Source organism: Microbacterium sp., assembly GCF_052102115.1.
Taxonomy (GTDB): domain Bacteria; phylum Actinomycetota; class Actinomycetes; order Actinomycetales; family Microbacteriaceae; genus Microbacterium.
This window is the reverse complement of sequence record NZ_JBQDVP010000053.1, coordinates 1-16,918: the sequence shown is the minus strand read 5'-3', so window position 1 is coordinate 16,918 and position 16,918 is coordinate 1. Positions and strand designations below refer to the sequence as shown.

At 68.6% G+C, this 16,918-nt stretch carries 17 protein-coding genes; 7 read left to right on the top strand and 10 right to left on the bottom strand.

The window, feature by feature from the left end; translation table 11 throughout:
• Both ACTICP_RS13585 and ACTICP_RS13580 read left to right on the top strand, forming a co-directional pair.
• Positions 1-507, top strand: a 507-nt coding sequence (locus ACTICP_RS13585) for an Fpg/Nei family DNA glycosylase (protein ID WP_441893222.1), incomplete at its 5' end; no start/stop codon positions are given.
• 79 nt (positions 508-586) lie between these two features.
• The gene (locus ACTICP_RS13580; RefSeq protein WP_441893220.1) at positions 587-994 is read left to right on the top strand and encodes a transferase; all 408 of its coding nucleotides are present in this window, start codon (positions 587-589) and stop codon (positions 992-994) included.
• Positions 995-1,122: 128 nt separating this feature from the next.
• On the opposite strand, the gene ACTICP_RS13575 is transcribed toward ACTICP_RS13580, so the two are convergent.
• The 3 genes from ACTICP_RS13575 to ACTICP_RS13565 are packed head-to-tail and all read right to left on the bottom strand — an operon-like array spanning position 1,123 to position 4,836.
• Positions 1,123-2,952, bottom strand: a complete 1,830-nt coding sequence (locus ACTICP_RS13575) for a PhnE/PtxC family ABC transporter permease (protein WP_441893219.1) — start codon at positions 2,950-2,952, stop codon at positions 1,123-1,125.
• On the bottom strand, positions 2,949-3,842 hold the full coding sequence (gene phnC, locus ACTICP_RS13570; protein WP_441893217.1) for a phosphonate ABC transporter ATP-binding protein: 894 nt from the start codon (positions 3,840-3,842) through the stop codon (positions 2,949-2,951). Before phnC ends, ACTICP_RS13575 begins: the two co-directional genes overlap by 4 nt.
• Before the next feature lie 43 nt (positions 3,843-3,885).
• A complete protein-coding gene (locus tag ACTICP_RS13565) occupies positions 3,886-4,836 on the bottom strand; it encodes a PhnD/SsuA/transferrin family substrate-binding protein (RefSeq protein WP_441893215.1) in 951 nt (316 codons plus the stop codon).
• Between the two features lie 147 nt (positions 4,837-4,983).
• On the opposite strand from ACTICP_RS13565, the gene ACTICP_RS13560 reads away from it, so the two are divergent.
• Positions 4,984-5,577 carry a LysR substrate-binding domain-containing protein gene (locus tag ACTICP_RS13560; protein ID WP_441893213.1) on the top strand — a complete coding sequence of 198 codons (594 nt, stop codon included), beginning with the start codon at positions 4,984-4,986 and terminating at the stop codon, positions 5,575-5,577.
• Between the two features lie 171 nt (positions 5,578-5,748).
• Here the strand turns inward: ACTICP_RS13560 and ACTICP_RS13555 are convergent, their stop codons facing one another.
• Positions 5,749-8,289: an ATP-dependent Clp protease ATP-binding subunit gene (locus tag ACTICP_RS13555; protein ID WP_441893211.1), complete on the bottom strand. Its 2,541-nt coding sequence runs from the start codon at positions 8,287-8,289 to the stop codon at positions 5,749-5,751.
• A 114-nt stretch (positions 8,290-8,403) separates the two neighbouring features.
• Between ACTICP_RS13555 and ACTICP_RS13550 the strand changes: the two genes are divergently transcribed.
• Complete coding sequence (locus tag ACTICP_RS13550; RefSeq protein WP_441893209.1) at positions 8,404-9,123, top strand: glutamine amidotransferase-related protein; 720 nt, start codon at positions 8,404-8,406, stop codon at positions 9,121-9,123.
• 147 nt (positions 9,124-9,270) lie between these two features.
• Here ACTICP_RS13550 and ACTICP_RS13545 read toward each other — a convergent pair whose 3' ends face one another.
• Positions 9,271-9,729: a glutaminase gene (locus ACTICP_RS13545; RefSeq protein ID WP_441893207.1), complete on the bottom strand. Its 459-nt coding sequence runs from the start codon at positions 9,727-9,729 to the stop codon at positions 9,271-9,273.
• 74 nt (positions 9,730-9,803) lie between these two features.
• Here ACTICP_RS13545 and purU point away from each other — a divergent pair, with 74 nt between their 5' ends.
• Positions 9,804-10,667 (top strand): formyltetrahydrofolate deformylase, encoded by an 864-nt coding sequence (purU, locus tag ACTICP_RS13540; protein WP_441893205.1) that lies wholly within the window; start codon positions 9,804-9,806, stop codon positions 10,665-10,667.
• A 96-nt stretch (positions 10,668-10,763) separates the two neighbouring features.
• Here purU and ACTICP_RS13535 read toward each other — a convergent pair whose 3' ends face one another.
• Entirely contained in the window at positions 10,764-11,798 is a 1,035-nt protein-coding gene (locus ACTICP_RS13535; RefSeq protein WP_441893203.1) for an NAD(P)H-dependent flavin oxidoreductase, read from the bottom strand.
• Positions 11,799-11,843: 45 nt separating this feature from the next.
• Here ACTICP_RS13535 and ACTICP_RS13530 point away from each other — a divergent pair, with 45 nt between their 5' ends.
• Positions 11,844-12,131 (top strand): DUF6412 domain-containing protein, encoded by a 288-nt coding sequence (locus tag ACTICP_RS13530; RefSeq protein ID WP_441893201.1) that lies wholly within the window; start codon positions 11,844-11,846, stop codon positions 12,129-12,131.
• 84 nt (positions 12,132-12,215) lie between these two features.
• Complete coding sequence (locus ACTICP_RS13525) at positions 12,216-12,962, top strand: YidC/Oxa1 family membrane protein insertase (protein WP_441893199.1); 747 nt, start codon at positions 12,216-12,218, stop codon at positions 12,960-12,962.
• 6 nt (positions 12,963-12,968) lie between these two features.
• Here the strand turns inward: ACTICP_RS13525 and ACTICP_RS13520 are convergent, their stop codons facing one another.
• The 4 genes from ACTICP_RS13520 to ACTICP_RS13505 all read right to left on the bottom strand — a co-directional run.
• Positions 12,969-14,057 carry an alcohol dehydrogenase catalytic domain-containing protein gene (locus tag ACTICP_RS13520; protein ID WP_441893197.1) on the bottom strand — a complete coding sequence of 363 codons (1,089 nt, stop codon included), beginning with the start codon at positions 14,055-14,057 and terminating at the stop codon, positions 12,969-12,971.
• 1 nt (position 14,058) lies between these two features.
• A complete protein-coding gene (locus ACTICP_RS13515; RefSeq protein WP_441893195.1) occupies positions 14,059-14,772 on the bottom strand; it encodes a phosphonatase-like hydrolase in 714 nt (237 codons plus the stop codon).
• The gene (locus ACTICP_RS13510) at positions 14,769-15,935 is read right to left on the bottom strand and encodes a TIGR03364 family FAD-dependent oxidoreductase (RefSeq protein ID WP_441893193.1); all 1,167 of its coding nucleotides are present in this window, start codon (positions 15,933-15,935) and stop codon (positions 14,769-14,771) included. The genes ACTICP_RS13515 and ACTICP_RS13510 overlap by 4 nt, the downstream gene beginning before the upstream one ends.
• A gap of 335 nt (positions 15,936-16,270) precedes the next feature.
• The coding region (locus tag ACTICP_RS13505) for a sensor histidine kinase (protein WP_441893191.1) at positions 16,271-16,918 on the bottom strand (648 nt) is incomplete at its 5' end.

The window sequence follows — 16,918 nt, the reverse complement described above, 5'->3', positions numbered from 1 at the left end:
GCGATCGTCGGCACGGGTGAGCGCGTTGCCGTCGGCGTCGATATCGCCGACATAGACCTGGTCCCCACGACCGACGAGGGGAAGCTCGTCGGGCATCTCGGCCCCGATCCACTCGCCGATGACTGGGATGCCGCTCGGGCTGCTGCACTGCTGAGCGCGGATTCGCGCAGCATCCATGTCGCCCTTCTCGATCAGCGCAACATCGCCGGCTTCGGCAACGAGTACGCCGCCGAACTGCTGTTCCTGCGCGGAATCCTGCCGACGACGACGACGGCCGACGTCGACACCATCGCGCTGGTCGATCTCGGCGCGCGCACGATCCGAGCGAACCGCGACCGCGTCATCCGCACCTTCACCGGCGTCAGCCGGCGCGGCCAGACCACCTGGGTGTACGGCCGCGCGAATCGGCCGTGCCGGCGCTGCGGCGCACAGATCCGCACCTCTCAGCAGGGCGCGGATCCGGCCCGCGAGCGGGTCACTTTCTGGTGCCCGAACTGCCAGCGGTGATCACCATCCCCACTCGGGAATGAATCCCGACTTCTCGTGGTTGTAGGTATATCCGGAGAAGTCCGGACTGGGAGGAATCTTGGGTAAGAACTACATCGATATCGAGGACGACCAGGGCACGACGCTGCGTTATCGCAAGCACGTCAACGGCCGTGGCCTTGTCGCGCATGGCGCGAAAGTGCATCCGAAGGCTGTTGTCGAGGTCGGTGCCTATATCGAACCCGGCGCCCGCGTGGGCGCGGGAGCACGAGTGATCCGCGGAGCGTGGATCGAACCGGATGCCGTGGTCGGCGAGAACGCGTACATCGACGCCCACGCGCACATCGGCGAAGGCGCAGCCGTCGGTGATGGCGCGCACATCGGCGTCCGCACCGACATCGGCGCCGGAGCGCGAATCGCGCGCGGCGCACGCATCGGAGCCGACGAAACTGTCGCCGCGGGTCTCCGCGTCGCGACGGATCGCCGGGGGCTCTGGCTCGCGGCCTGATCCTGCCGAGCGGTGGCCCGGGCCCGGCCCTCACCTGTCAGTCGATTTCACACGCGCACGGCCAGACCGGCGATCTGAACCGACAGGCGTGATCCGGCCTGACAAGTGTGCAGGGCCGGGGCGTCCGCTTACTTCAGCGCGCGGCGGATGAGGATCGAAGCGCTCTCGACCACAACCACCATCGCAATGATGACGAGCACGTACGCGAGCACTTCGTCGAAGTGACGCCCCTGCAGCGCGTTGAGCAGCAGGAATCCGATCCCGCCCGCGCCGACGATGCCGAGCAGGGTCGCCGAGCGGATGTTCTGCTCGAGCAGATACATCAGGTGACTGACCATCGCAGGCACCGACATCGGCATCGTCGAAGAGAAGAACACCTGCGTGCGAGTGCTGCCACCGGCGACCAGAGCGCGCTCCGGACCGTTCGGCACCTCTTCCATCGAGTCGCCGATGAGCTTGGCGAGCAGGCCCACTCCGCCGATGCCGAGCGCCAGCGCACCGGCCTGCGGGCCGATGCCGGCGGCGATGATGAACAGGATCGCGACGACGAGGTCGGGGATCGCGCGGATGACCAGAGCGATGCCGCGGAACAGGTTGCGCACCCCGCTGTTCGGGGCGACGTTTCGCGCCGAGAGCGGCCCGACCACGGCCGAGACGATCGCTCCCATGAGGGTCGCCGCGAAGGCGATCTGGATCGTCGTGATCACGGCGGCCATGACGTCGTCCCAGCCCCGGCTGCCGAAGTGCGGCGGCCAGATCGCGCGATCGCGCGCAGGATCGACGATCTCGTTCCACGACGGGCTGAAGATCTTCGTCACGTCGGGCGCGGTGTAGATGAACGCGGCGACGACGACGAGGATGCCGAGCCAGATCCACAGCGTATTGCTGACGCGATTGCGGTCCCACGGCCGGTGCATGGCCGCTTCGATGCGTGCGTTGCGATCCAGCGTCTTGATGGCGCCGGTGCTCGTGGCGCCCTCAGCAGAGGCGCTCTTGCGCGCGGCGGCGCGAGCGACGGTGTCGCCGAGGCCCTTGCCCGTCGGCTGGACACCGAGCAGACGGGTGCGCAGCAGCGACGAGACGATCTCGAACAGCACGCACAGCACGATGATGATGATCACGAGCGGGATGACGCGGCGCATTCCCGCCGGGCCTCCGTGCAGCGCCTCGTCGAGTTCGTAGCCGACGCCGATGACACCGACGACACCGAGGATGACGGTGCCGCGCAAGTTGATGTCGGCGCGGTGCAGAGTGACCGCGACCCGGGCCGGCAGCACCTGTGGCACTACGCCCGACCAGAACTCCTGCGCCTTCGATCCTCCCGCAGAGCGGATCGAGAGCCGCGGGCCCTCGTCGATCTGCTCGATGGCGTCGGCGAACATCTTCGAGATCATGCCGACGGAGTGCAGTCCGATGGCGACGATCGCGGGAAGCATCCCAGAGTTGAACCACAGGAACGCGAGCACCACGACGAAGACGACGTCGGGAATGGCGCGCGCGACAACGCCGATGCCGCGGCACAGCGCGAGCACCGTGACGTGCGGGGTGGTGTTGCGGGCGGCGCCGTAGGCGACCGGCACCGAGAGCACGGCGGCGAGCGCTGTTCCCGCGACGACCAGCGCCAGGGTGATGACGATCGTGAGGAACATGTCCCAGATCGGCTCGAACCCGACCCAGGTGGTCGTGTAGATCTTGGCTCCGCCGGCCCCGACCTCGGCGGTGACATCCCAGCCCGGCCACTGCATGGGCACGGCCATTCCGAGGAAGCGGGAGATGTTGCTCCCCGTGGTCTCCAGACTCTTCAGGCTGTAGTCGAGGCCGATGAACGACCAGACTCCGAGCCCGAGAATTGCGACGATGACACCGTACGAGACGACGGTGGAGAGCCGGGGTGCCGGGCGCGGGACGCGTGCGATCCGCTCGGCGAGGGCGACGGGGCGCTCGGCGACCGTGGTCACGCGGGCTCCTCGTTGGCGAGGTCCTCGGCGAAGCGATCTCGGGCGGAGCGTCGCATCTCCTGGCTGAGAACCTGCTCGCGGGCTTCGGCGAGCTCGTCCTCGAGCGCCTCGATCTCGCTGGTGGTGGTGGCCACGCGGCCGTAGATCTCCATGACCTCTTCGCGGGTCAGGCTGTCGGTATGCGTGTCGAGCACGACCTGGCCCGCGCGCAGACCGAGGATGCGATCCCCCCAGCTGAGCGCCAGGTCGACCTGGTGCAGCGAGCAGATCACGGTCAGCGCTCGCTCGGCGGCGATCTCGCGAATCAGCGACATGACCTGGCTGCTCGACTCCGGGTCGAGGGAGGCGACCGGTTCGTCGGCGAGCAGGATCTCCGGATCCTGCATGAGTGCGCGGGCGATGCCGACGCGCTGCTGCTGGCCGCCGGAGAGCTGGTCGGCCCGCTGATAGGCGAACTCGAGCAGACCGACTCGGTCGAGGTGGCTGAGAGCCTTCTCGCGCAGACCCCGCGGGTAGGTGAAGATGCCGACGCGCGGACCGCGCAGTGTCGACAGTCCCCCGGTGAGCACGTTCTCGAGCACAGTGAGCGCCCCGACGAGCTCGAACTGCTGGAAGATGAAGCCGATGCGTCCGCGCAGCCCGCGCAGTGCCCGGCCACGCAGATCCGAGACCGTCTCACCGAGCGAGACGACCTTGCCCTCGGTGGGGGTCTCGAGCCCGTTCACGTGACGCAGGAGCGTCGACTTGCCCGAGCCGGAGAGCCCGAGCAGGACGACGATCTCGCCAGGTTCGACAGACAGCGACACCCCCGACAGGGCCGGACTGGCGGCTCCGGGGTATGTCTTTCCCAGATCGGTGATCCGGACGGCGGGGGTGTCGCTGTTCGTCATTTCAGATGCTCCTGACTGCTTCTGCGTGGATCGGCGGCGAGGCTCAGGCCTGGCAGGCCTCGACCTCGTCGGCGATCTCGCTGCACAGCGTGCGGATCAGGTCGTAGTACTCGTCGTCAACCGCGCCGAAGCCGAACCAGCCGTCGGTGAGGAACTCGTTGAGCTCGACACCGGCGTCGGTGAGGTCGGACTGAGTGCTGTCGGCGAGGGCCTCGGTGAGCTGGTCCTGGACGTCCTGCGGGAGGGCTCCCTGCATGACGATGGGAGCCGCGGGGACCAGCACGCGCTGGACCTCTTCGAGCTCGCCCGCCTCGATCAGCGGGTCAGCGTCGATGTCCTGCGCGAAACCGACCTCGCAGTCGGTGCCCTCGGCGACCTTCTTGGCGTTGAGGTCGTGCTCCTCGCCGAAGAAGCGGTTGTCCTCGGAGACGGTCACGCCGGCCTCGAGGAGACCGCCCATCGGAACGGCGAAGCCCGAGGTGGAGGTCGGGTTGACGAAGCACACCGGGCGGTCGGCGAAGTCCTCGAGCGAGGACACATCGGTCGCATCCGGGTTCTTGACGGCGACGGAGTAGTAGCCGGGCTCGGCGCCCTCCTCGGTGATCTGCGCACCGATGGGAACGATGTCGGCACCGGCGTTCTGCGACTGGAAGTACGTGAAGGCCGAGATCTGTGCGATGTCGATCTGGTCGGCGGCGAGCCCCTGCACGACGGCGGTGTAGTCGGTCGCCTGGAAGAACTCGACGTTCTTGCCGGTGATCTCGGCGATCCAGTCGGCGATCGGCTGAGCGTCCTGGTCGGCGCCCTCATGGTCGGGCAGGACGGCGAAGACCAGCGTGTCGGAGTCGCCCGAGGCGAAGGTGCCTTCGGCGTTGCCGTCCTCGGCCGAGCCGTCCGTCGAGGAGTCTGCGCTGTCAGCAGCACAGGCAGTGAGGCCGACGGCGAGGGTGAGACCAGCGGCGATCGCGAGACCGCGCTTGATGGTGGACTGCATGTGAGAACCTTTCGAAGGTGCGGGTGCAGGGTGGTGTGATCGGCAGTGCAGCCGACGAAAGGAGTCAATGCGGACAGTGCGACGAGAACGGATAGAGAGCCTGACGTGTTTGTGAACTCGACATGAACAGCCGAGTACGCTGATTCCATGGCATCGCGCATGTTCCGTCTCGGAGCCGTTCCGGGCGCGACCCCCGGCAAGTGGATCGACACCTGGAAGCAGCGGATGCCCCGGGTCCCGCTGGAACTCGTGCCGATCGAGTTCGCATCGCAGCGCTCCGCTATCGACGAGGTGGATGCTGCGCTGGTGCGCCGTCCGATCGTCGACGACGCCGACCTGCACGTGATCCCGCTCTACGACGAGGTGCCCGTTGTCGTGGCATCCGCCGAGTCGCACCTCATGGCAGCCGATGAACTGACCACCGATGACCTCACCGGTGAGGTCCTCATCACGCCGCTCGACGACGTCCTCGGTCCGCTCGATCTGCCGACCGTCGCTCCCGGTTTCTCGCCGCTCCAGACGACGGCCGACGCCATCGCCACGGCGGCCACGGGCGTCGGGATCGTCGTCGTGCCGATGTCACTCGCGCGGCTTCACCAGCGCAAGGATGCCGGGTATCGGCCGCTCCTGGACGCACCGACGTCCTCCGTCGCGCTCGCCTGGCTGCGAGATCGTACGACGGAGGACGTCGAGACCTTCATCGGCATCGTCCGAGGGCGCACCGCGAACTCGTCGCGTTGAGCCGGTCAGGTCGGATGCAGCTTCGACTCGCTTGCGGTTCGCTCACCCCGTTTCGTCTCGCTCCGCTCGCTCAACGACCCCCGGAAGAGTGGTTCGGGGCGTTGAGCGAGGGGCGAAGCCCGCAGACGAAACGGGCTGAGCGACCGGAGGGAGCCGAAGCCGACCTCCTCCTCAGCCGACGAGCACCGGCGCTGCGACCGTGAGCTCGCCGCCCGCGGCATCCACCCGCACCGAGCCGCCGTCCACCAGCGCACCCGAAACGAGCAGATCGGCGACGCGGTCGTCGATCTCGCGCTGGATCAGCCGACGCAGCGGCCGAGCACCGTACTCGGGCTCGTAGCCGTGCTCGCCGAGCCACTCGACGGCGGCATCGGTCACTTCGATGGTCACCGACCGCTCGGCCAGTCGGGCGGAGGTCGCGCCGAGCATGAGGCGGACGATCCGACTCAGTTCCTCACGCGTCAGCTTCTGGAACAGCACGATCTCGTCGATGCGGTTCAGGAACTCCGGGCGCATCGCTTCGCGCAACTTGCCCATCACGCGTGCCCGCAGATCGGCCTGAGAGGCGAAGCCGTTCGCCGAGGCATCCGAGCTCGAGACGAACCCGAGCGCTCCGGAACGCGAGGCGAGGAACTCCGATCCGATGTTCGAGGTCATCACGATCACCGCGTTGCGGAAGTCGACCGTGCGGCCCTGCCCATCGGTGAGGCGCCCGTCGTCGAGCACCTGCAGCAGCAGGTTGAACACGTCGGGGTGCGCCTTCTCGATCTCGTCGAACAGCACGATCGAGTACGGGTTGCGCCGCACGCGCTCGGTGAGCTGGCCGGCCTCGTCGTAGCCGACGTATCCCGGAGGGGCGCCGACCAGCCGCGACACGGTGTGCCGCTCGCCGAACTCGCTCATGTCGAAGCGGATCACGGCGTTCTCGTCGTCGAACAGGCGGTCGGCGAGGGCCTTCGCGAGTTCGGTCTTGCCGACGCCCGTCGGGCCGAGGAACAGGAAGGATCCGACCGGTCGGCGCGCATCGCCCATGCCGGTGCGGCTGCGGCGCACGGATCGTGCCACGGCGGTCACGGCGTCATCCTGCCCGATCACGCGATCGTGCAGCTCGGCTTCGAGGTCTGCGAGACGCTCGCGCTCGCCCTCGGTGAGGCGGCTGGCCGGAATGCCGGTCGCCCGTGCGATCACCTCGGCGATCTCGCGCTCGTCGACGACGGCGTCACCGGTGGTGGGTGCCTGGCCGGTGGATGCCGCGTCGATCCGCGCCTGCGTCTCTGTGATCTCATCACGCAGCTGCGAAGCCTCTTCGTACATCTCGGCCGTCACGGCAGCGTTCTTGCGCGACTCGAGGTCGGCGAGCTCGGTCAGCAGAGCCGACGTGTCCACGGGCAGCCCCCGCTTCAGGCGCAACCGGGCACCGGCCTGGTCGATCAGGTCGATCGCCTTGTCGGGCAGCACCCGGTCAGGCAGGTACCGGGCGCTCATGGTCACCGCGGCACGCAGTGCGGCATCGGTGAACGTCACGCTGTGGTGGTCTTCGTACGCGGCGCGCAGACCCTGCAGGATCAGCACGGCATCCTCGTTGGACGGTTCGTCGACCTTGACCGGCTGGAAGCGGCGCTCCAGCGCCGGGTCCTTCTCGATCGTGCGGTACTCGTTGAGCGTCGTCGCGCCGACCATGTGCAGGTCACCACGCGCGAGTCGTGGCTTGAGAATGTTTCCGGCATCCATGCCGCCATCGCCGGCGGCCCCGGCGCCCACGACCGTGTGCACTTCGTCGATGAACACGATCAGCTCGTCCTTGCGGGCGGCGATCTCGTCCATGGTCTTGGTGAGGCGCTCCTCGAAATCGCCGCGGTAACGAGCGCCGGCGAGCATGCCCGGAAGATCGAGCGTGATGACGCGGCGGCCTTCGAGCTGCGCGGGAACCGTGCCAGCGACGATCGCCTGGGCGATGCCGTCGACGATCGCGGTCTTGCCGACGCCCGCCTCACCGATCAGCACCGGGTTGTTCTTGGTGCGCCGACTGAGGATCTCGATGGTCTGCTCGATCTCGTCGGCCCGGCCGATCACCGGGTCGAGCGCGCCTTCGCGGGCACGGGCGGTGAGGTCGGAGCCGTATGTGTCGAGCATGGGCGAATCGGATGCTGTCGCCTCCGGCCCCGCGCCCTCTCCGCCGACCGGCGCGGAGACGTGCTCGCGCACACCCTGCGTGAGGGCTTCGGCGGTGACGCCGGCTTCGGCCAGCACCCGCCCTGCGGGCACGTCCTGTCCGAGCACCAGCGCGAAGAAGAGGTGCTCGGGGTCGATGTACGTGGCGCCGGACGAGCGGGCGACCTGGTAGGCGTGGAAGAGCGCGCGGCTCGCGCTCGGGGTGATGGTGGCGGCGCCGGCATTCGCGGATTCGCTCGGCATCGGCAGTCGTGATTCCACGGCTTCGATGATCTGCTTGGCCGTCACGCCGATGTTCTCGATGGCGCGCACGACGGCGTCGTCCTCGACGATCATGCGCAACACGTGCAGCGCGTCGAGCTCGGTCTGGCCGCGTTCGAGGGCGAAGCGCCCTGCGCGCTGCAGAATCTGCTGGGTGCGCGCGGTCAGGAACCGGCTGAGGTCGATGGATCGGGTCTGCCGGGCCTGCTCGCCCGCGAGATACCGAGCCAGGAACTCGTCGAACGAACCGGCTCCGGTGTCGCTGTATTCGTTAGGCAATGCGTCCTCCTGAAAGTTGAGCGTATGTCACTCAGGTATGAAGTTGAGTGTACATCACTCAAGTTAAACGCGGCTCCGGCGAAGTTATTCCCTGAGGCCGAATAGAATCGTGAGGTGGCCTCGATCCTGTACGTCTGCGTGAGGCCGGAGCAGGGTGCGGCGGATGCCGAGCACCAGTCGTTCCGGCGCGCTCTCGGCGTGCCCGCGCTCGATCGGTGGGATCTGTTGGAGCGACCGCTCGACGCCTCGACCGCCGAGCAATACGACGGCATCGTGGTCGGCGGGTCGCCGTTCAACGTCACAGTCGAAGAGCGCGGAGAGGTTCAGCGACGCGTCGAGAACTCCCTCGAGCAGGTCGCTCAGGATGCCGTGGACGGCCGCCTCGCCGGCATGTTCACCTGCTACAGCATCGGCGTCGTGACCCGGATGCTGGGCGGCACTGTCGGCACGGCGGTGCCGGAGTCGACGCGGGCGACGAGCATCCGCATCACCACCGCCGGTGCGGATGATCCTCTGTTCGGCCCCTCGGCTCCGCAGATGTCGGTGCTGACAGCGCACAAGGAGGGCTCGATCGAGCCGCCGCCCGGTGCCGTGCTGCTCGCCACGAACGACGACTGCCCGGTGCAGGCCTATCGCGTCGGCGACCGGCTCTACGCCACGCAGTTCCATCCGGAGGTCACCCCGCAGGACTTCGTCGACCGGATGACGTACTACCGGACCACGGGGTACTTCGCCCCGCATGAGTACGATCTGACGGCCGCGCGGGTGCTCGCGGCATCCGTCACCGGCACGGACCTGCTGCGCCGCTTTGCGGAGGTCGTTTCGACTCGCTGACGCTCGCTCAACGCGTTTCGTCTGCGGCGGCTGCGCCGCCTCCGCTCAACGACCCGCAGAGATACGACTCCACGCAGGGCCCGGACGTTGAGCGAGCGGAGCGAGACGAAACGGGCTGAGCGAGCGGAGCGAGTCGAAGCCGCTCGCTCACTCCTCGAGCATCAGTTCGATCTGCTCCCGCAGGTACGCCTCCAGCGGCCGATACGCCGCGCCCGACCACCGCACCATCGGCACGCCATCACGCAGGGACAGCGGGCCAGACGAGTCGCCGGCATCCACGGCATCCACGTCGACGACCGACCATCCGACGTGCGCGACCTCGCCCTCGCCGAACCCGCCGCGCAGGGCCATCTGCCGTCGGGCCGCGCGCTCGCGTGCCGACTCGGCGGTGTACCCGCGGCGCCCGGGATCGGCGGCGCGCAGCACCTCCCCCGTCGCAAGCACCCGGTCATCGGTGAGCAGCAGCACGCCGACGTGCCAGGCTTCCCCGACCCGCACGATCCGGTCGCCGCGCCAGCGCGAGGAGCGTTCCTCACCGAGCCCTTCCTTCGGGATGCCGGTGAGCTGCGCCCGCGCGGCGGCCAGCAGATCCGCGGTGAGCTTCATCCGCACAGATTACCGATTCGCCACGTCCGCCGTCGAAGCGGCAGAATCGATGCACACCCCTGCAAGGAGCATCCATGTCTCAGCCCGATACCGCACGTCTGCTCATCGCCTGCGATGACCAGCCCGGAATCGTCGCCGCCGTCGCGAACGTCCTCGCGCAGCACGGTGCGAACATCATCTCGCTCGACCAGCATTCGACGGATGCCGCGGGCGGTCGCTTCTTCCAGCGCACGGTGATCCACCTCGACGGCCTGGCCGCGGCGCGCCCGGCGCTGGAGGCGTCGCTCGACGAGGTGGCCGCGAGGTTCGCCATGGAATGGTCACTGCACGACACCGCGCGCCGCAAGCGCGTCGCGATCTTCGTGTCGAAGTACGACCACTGTCTGATGGAGCTGCTGTGGCGTCAGCAGCGTGGGCAGCTCGACGTCGACATCACCATGGTCGTCTCGAACCACCCCGACCTGGCAGAGTCCGTGCGCACCTTCGGCGTGCCGTTCGTACACATCCCCGGCGGCCCGGATGCCGAGGCGAAGACCGCCATGGAGGCGCGTCAGCTCGAACTGCTGCAGGGCAACGTCGACCTCGTCGTGCTCGCGCGGTACATGCAGATCCTCACCGACGACTTCATCGAGCGCATCGGTGCGCCGGTCATCAACATCCACCACTCGTTCCTGCCGGCGTTCATCGGCGCGAACCCGTATGCGCGCGCCAAGGAGCGCGGCGTGAAGCTCATCGGCGCGACCGCCCACTACGCCACCGCCGACCTCGACGAGGGGCCGATCATCGAGCAGGACGTCACCCGCGTCACCCACGCCGATTCCGCAGCCGCGCTGCAGAGTCGCGGCGCCGACGTTGAGCGTCAGGTGCTCGCCCGCGCCGTGCAGTGGCACGCCGAGGACCGCGTGATCGTGCACGGCCGCTCGACCGTCATCCTGTAGGGCGCCGGCTTCGGCGCGTTCGTTCAGGTCGCGATTTCTGTCGTTATGCCGCGCTGAGACCGGCAGAGATCACGACCTGAACGTCGGGGTCGACCGTCACACTCCGGCGACAAGCTCCGCGAACACCTCGTCAGCCGTGTCGAACCGCGCGAGCGGCGCCGCCTGGCCGAGCCACAGCGACTGCAATTCACCAAGGTTCTGCTCCCCCGCCGCGGCACGGAAGCGCCCGGTGAGCCAGTTCTGCACGGGGAACGGTGCGATCGTGCCGCTCGCCTCGATCGCCCGCACGGTGCGGTTGCGTGCACCGCGGGCGAGGCGTCCGCTCATGGCGCGGGTGAGCACGCTCTCGTCGGCCGCCGTGGCGCGGATGGCCGCGCGATGCGCGTCATTGGCCGCAGATTCCTGCGTCGCGAGGAAAGCCGTCCCCACCTGCACACCGGATGCTCCGAGCGCGAGAGCCGCCGCGACCCCACGCCGATCGGCGACGCCTCCGGCCGGGACCACAGGGATCGACACGGCATCCGTCACCTGCGGCACGAGCGCGAAGGTACCCACCAGCGACTCCTCCGCCGCGCGCAGAAACGAAACGCGATGCCCGGCCGCCTCAGCACCCGAGGCGATAACGACGTCGACCCCGCCGGCCTCGAGCGCGACGGCCTCGGCGACGGTGGTCGCGGTTCCAATGACACGGATGCCGCGACGATGAGCCTCTTCGATGATTTCCCCCGACGGCACCCCGTAGACGACGCTGAGCGCCGCGGGCGCAGCATCCCAGATCGCCTCCAACTGCTCGTCGAGTGTCGGCAGGTAGCTCTCGGGCCGGGGCGGCACGGGGACGCCGACCGCTTCGTAGAACGGCTCCAGCGCCTGTGCGAATACGGTGTGCTGCGGACCGGGCGGGACCTCATCGCCCGTCGGCAGCCAGATGTTCAGCGCGAACGGCTTGTCGGTCGCTTCCCGCAGGGCTGCGGCCGTGCTGCGAACCCGTGCACCGTCGTATCCGTACAGACCATAGGCGCCGAGCCCGCCCGCCTCACTGACCGCCGCAGTCAGCGCGACCGACGACATCCCGCCGAAAGCACCGAGCAGGATCGGATGCCGGATACCGAGGATTTCACGCAGCTCGCTCATGGATCCGAGGCTACGCCTCAGCGAGCCGCTGGTAATCTCTGTGACATGGTGGACGCGTTCGAGCAGCTGATGCAGCTCATGCTGTCTGCCCTCGGGCTGGTCGCGATGCCCGATCTGGCGTCGCTCGACCTTGCCGCTCTGACCCTCGCCGTCGCGCTCCTGACGGTCGCGACCCTCGTCGTCGCGATCACCCTGGGTGTCGTACGGGCGGGCCAGGGCTCGGCAGCGCATCCGCTGCGCGCCATCGATCCGTCGACGCTGCTCTCGCAGAGCGATCCGGATGCGGCTGGTCACCCTCGTCCTCGGGCACCGGGAGTCGTGGCCGCCGTGTGACCGTCCGTTCGTGACGGGAACACGGCCGTCAACAAGCGCCGATCGGCGCGGCCGACACTCCCGACACCCAGAACGGACACTTCCTTGGACATCTATGCCTTCCCGCCGATCGCGGCGATCCTCGACGCCGCCTACGGCGCACTGACCGCGCTGTCGACAGCGCTCGAACCTCTCACCGGCGCGGCCGCCGCCGCTGCCGCTGTCATCCTCGTCACCCTTCTCATCCGCGCACTCCTCATCCCCGTCGGCATCTCGCAGGCCAAGGCCGAGCAGACACGCGCCCGCCTCGCCCCGAAGCTGCGTGAACTCCAGAAGCGCCATAAGAAGAATCCCGAGCGCCTGCAGCGCGAGACCATGCAGCTCTACAAGGACGAGAACACCTCGCCCTTCGCCGGCTGCTTGCCCGTACTGCTGCAGGTGCCGGTCGTCGGCATCCTGTACACGCTGTTCCTGCGCACAGACATCGCCGGTCACGCTAACGAGCTGCTCACGCACGATCTGTTCGGCGCGTCATTGGGCACGAGCCTCGCGCAGATGGCGTTCGGCGGTCCGTTCTCACTGCCGACGCTGTTCGTGTACGCCGCTCTGATCGCGGTCATGATCGGCGTCGCCGAGATCACCCGGCGCGTCTTCCGGCCGACTCCCGTCGCTGACTCCCCGCTCTCTTCCCCCGGGATGCTGCGCATGATGAGCGCCCTGCACTACTTGACCGCGGTGTTCGCCGTGTTCGTGCCGCTCGCGGCGGCGCTGTATCTCACAGTGACGGTGGCGTGGACACTCGTGCAACGGGTCATCCTGCGGCGGCGCTATCCGCTGCCCGTGCCGGTGTGAGCGACGTCAGCGCGGGTTGACCGCGACGCGCAGCGGCGCATCCTGTGCCGACGCTGCGGCGATCGCGGCATCCACCTCAGCGAGCGGATACACGGCCCCGACGACCTCGCTGAACGGATACGCGCGCCCGGTTCCGGCGAGGAAGCCGGCGGCGTCCGCGAGATCGCGCCCGGTGTAGTTGTGCACGCCCGTGATGGTGAGCATGCGGCGCACGGCATCTTCGGCGTCGAAGGCGATCGGGTCGGAGGGGAACACACTGCCCACCAGCACCGCGACTCCGCCGACGTCGGCGGCGGCGATCGCGTCGGCGACCGCGTGGCCGGATGCCTCGATCACAATGTCGGCCGGGCCTGTCGAGGCCGCTGCCGCCGTCCCCCCGAACCGTTCGGCGAAGGCGCGGCGCTTCGCGGACGGATCGACGACCGTGACCTCTGCCCCGGCATCCGCAGCGATCGCGACCGCCGACAGGCCGACGAGCCCGGCGCCGTACACGAGAACCCTCATCCCCTCCAGCGCCCGGCCCGCAGCCCCCCGGTTCACGGCCGCCCAGGCCGTCGCGGTCGCGCACGATGCCGGAGCGAGAACGGCGGCGGGCAGCGCCTCCGGCACCCGGACGATGGTCGTCCCGCCGCGCAGGTGTGCATGCGTGGCGAACCCGCCGGTGAGCTCCCAGCGCGGTCCGATCCGTTCGTGGCCGTACTTCTGCACCGTCCGGCACTTCTGCACGAGTCCGGCTCGGCACCGGTCGCAAGTGCCGCAGGACACCGTGACCGACCAGACGACGCGGTCACCGATGCGCAGTTCCGACCCGTCGGATGCCTTCACACCGTCGTCGCCGAGCGCGATGATCCGACCGACGCTCTCGTGCCCGAGCACCAGTGGTGCCGGCGCCGAGCGGTGCCCGGCGACGGTGTGCACATCCGAGCCGCACACCGTCGACAGCTCGATCGCCACCAGAGCATCGGCGTGTCCGAGTGCGACACCGGGCACGGCGATCGTCTCGTGTTCCTGTCCAGCGCCGACCCAGACCTTCGCGGTCGCCGCCGGCCTCAGATTGATGTCATGCCGCCCTTCATGCGGCGCAAGCACACGCATGTCACGACGTCCGTGCCGGTGCGGCGAAATCGGCGCCGGTCAGACCGTGCTCGGTAAGAGCTGCGGGAAGGTCGGCGACGCTCTCGAGCACCGCATCGGCAGCGGCGAGCACGTCGCGACGGTGGGCACCGGTGAGAACACCAGCGACGAACCCGGCACCAGCACGGCGTCCGGTCTCCACGTCACTGCTCGTGTCGCCCGCCACGGCGACGGCCTGCACCGATGACGCACCGGTGCGCAGCAGCGCCGTGAGCACGAGGTCAGGTGCGGGGCGGCCGCGTCCGGCATCCACCGGCGAGAGCGCGAGGTCGACGAGATCGCGCCAGCCGAGGGCATCGATGAGGGCATCCCGTGTGACCGGTGCGAAACCGGTGGTCAGCACGACCTTGATGCCGGCGTCGCGCAGGCGGGCGATCATGTCGGCAGCCCCGGCGATCTCTTCGACGCCCTGCTCCGCGATGATCTCGGAGTATGCGCCCTCGAACGCGTCGGTCGCTGCGGTCGCCGCTGCAATGTCACCGCCCGCGAGGTGCGTGAACACGTCGATCTTCGACATCCCCATGGTGTCGCGGACGTACTGCAGGGCCTCGGGCCACGGCATCCGATCGGCGACGCCGGTGCGCTCAGCGGCACGTTGGAACGCCTGCTCCACCACGCCGTCATCGCGGACGGTCGTCCCTGCCATGTCGAGGACGACGAGTTCGATGGCGGTCATGCTGTTCCTCCTTGCGCGAGCTGCGGTGTCCGCTCGATGGTGTTGCGAAGTGTGTGCTCTGCGAGGCCGAGACCGGTGGTCATGCCGATCCCGGTTGTCGCGGCGATGACGTGGAGACCGGGTTCGGGCTCTTCGATGAGGAATTCATCGGAGCCGGATGCGTAGACGCCCTGCCAGCGTTCGATCACGCGGATGTCGTCGATGTCGAGCAGCGCTCGCGCCTCGTCGACGAACGCTCCGAAAGCCGATTCGGGCTGGAATGGGCCGGGCTGGACGGCCTTGGCGTGCGAGTCGCCGAGGATGAGCGTGCCGTCCGGCAGCTGGGTGTACATCTGGTTGAGATCGAGCGCGGCGAGATCCGGGCGTTCGGCGTGCATGCGCTCGCGCAGCGCTGCGGTCTCGGGGTAGTCGGCGAAGCGACCGTATCGCAGCAGCGACCAGCCGGTCAGAAGCGGAGCGTCGAATGCGCGCGGCATCGTCGCGCCCAGCCGCATCATGTCGAGGGCGCACCGCACGACGCCGAGGCTCTCGGCAAGATCCGGCAGCAGCTGATCGACGTCGTGGCCGACGGCGACGACGACACGGCCCGCGTCGATCGTGCCCCGAGTGGTTTCGACCCGAGCGCCGGAGACGCCTGTAACCGCGGTGCGGAAGCGGAACTCGACGCCGAGGTCGCTCAGATGCCGGACGATCGCGTCCGCGGCCTCGCGCGGATTCGTCTGCAGGTCGGACGCGATGAAGGCTCCGCCGATGACGGTGCCCTCGCGCAGCGGTGCCCGCTCGCGCAGCGCCTGCGCTGACAGCATCCGGACATCGTCTGCGGCGCCGGCCTCGCCAGCCGCCCGTTCGAGGACCGCGAGTTCACCGACGTTGCGTGCCGCGATCAGGGTGCCGGATTCGCGCACCCAGAACCCGGCATCCGCGGCGAGCTGCAGCCAGATGCCGCGCGTCGTGTCGGCGAACTCGCGCGCACGGCCCATCTGGGTACCGATGCAGATGTGCCCGAAGTTTCGGATGGTCGCCCCGACGGGGCGATCCGTGCGGTCGACGACGATGACGCTCAACCCTCGACGCACGGCAGCGTAGGCCGCGCCGAGTCCGACGATGCCGGAGCCGACGACGACGAGGTCGGCGGACCCCGAGGCCACGAGATCGCGCGTCATGATGGCCTTTCGGTGCGAGGTGGATTGAGATCCACTGTGACACCGGCCAGCGTGCGGGCCGCGCCGTTCTCGGAAGAGTTTCCCTGCCGTTTACCGGGTCTTCGCCCGCATGAACGCGAGCAGAACGGGGCCCGCGCAGGGCGACGGCGGGTTCGATGGCAGCGCGGGTAAACACAAAGGACCGCGGACGCGATGTATTGAGAACTCGCGTCCGCGGTTTAAAGCGCTGGGGGACGCTTTCTGGGGATATGTCAAAAGTAACCAGCGATGACCCGCCCCAGAAGCGTCGAAGGTCGACTGAATACTGGACCTTCGTCCAGACTCGGAGCGCGTCGTCAGGTGATGGGCAGGCGGGCCGATACACGCCACTGCGCATCGACGGGGCCGGCGCTGAAATCTCCGCTCGCGCCGAGCACCCGCTCGGCCATGCGGTTCAGCCCGGTGCGACTGGATGACAGTTCGCGCCGGGGTTCCACGGGGAGCGGGCTGCTGACCGTCAGCACCGCCGCAACGTCGTCGATATCCAGCACGATGCCGATCTCACCCTGCCCGGCATACTTGAGCACGTTCGTGGCCGATTCGCGCACGATGCGGGCGAAGATGATCTCGACGATGCGGGGAAGGCGCTCATCGTGCGGATCCCCTTCGCCGCGCACGGAGTGCCCGGCGGCTTCGAACTCACCGCGAGCCTCGTCGATCGCGGCGGCGAGGTCTCCGGTCTGAACGCCGGAGGTGCGCGGACCGTCGTCGGCGGCGAGCTCGATCACGAAACGCAGATCGGCCATCGCCTTCCTTGCGGCGGCGCCGATCGCCTCCTGTGAGTTCCGGCTCGTCTTGGCATCGTCGAGCATCTGCACGTGCAGGGCCACAACCGTGAGGTGGTGGGCGATGCTGTCGTGGAGCTCGCCGGCGATCCACCGACGTTCGGCGAGCACGGCCTCGCGCTCCTGCTGCGCACGGAGAGCGAGCTGCTCCTCGAGGCG

Coding starts and splice junctions, on each gene's coding strand:
- phnC (WP_441893217.1), bottom strand. CDS start 3,842: ATGACGAACAGCGACACCCCCGCCGTCCGGATCACCGATCTGGGAAAG.
- ACTICP_RS13565 (WP_441893215.1), bottom strand. CDS start 4,836: ATGCAGTCCACCATCAAGCGCGGTCTCGCGATCGCCGCTGGTCTCACC.
- ACTICP_RS13560 (WP_441893213.1), top strand. CDS start 4,984: ATGGCATCGCGCATGTTCCGTCTCGGAGCCGTTCCGGGCGCGACCCCC.
- ACTICP_RS13545 (WP_441893207.1), bottom strand. CDS start 9,729: ATGAAGCTCACCGCGGATCTGCTGGCCGCCGCGCGGGCGCAGCTCACC.
- purU (WP_441893205.1), top strand. CDS start 9,804: ATGTCTCAGCCCGATACCGCACGTCTGCTCATCGCCTGCGATGACCAG.
- ACTICP_RS13535 (WP_441893203.1), bottom strand. CDS start 11,798: ATGAGCGAGCTGCGTGAAATCCTCGGTATCCGGCATCCGATCCTGCTC.
- ACTICP_RS13530 (WP_441893201.1), top strand. CDS start 11,844: ATGGTGGACGCGTTCGAGCAGCTGATGCAGCTCATGCTGTCTGCCCTC.
- ACTICP_RS13520 (WP_441893197.1), bottom strand. CDS start 14,057: ATGCGTGTGCTTGCGCCGCATGAAGGGCGGCATGACATCAATCTGAGG.
- ACTICP_RS13515 (WP_441893195.1), bottom strand. CDS start 14,772: ATGACCGCCATCGAACTCGTCGTCCTCGACATGGCAGGGACGACCGTC.
- ACTICP_RS13510 (WP_441893193.1), bottom strand. CDS start 15,935: ATGACGCGCGATCTCGTGGCCTCGGGGTCCGCCGACCTCGTCGTCGTC.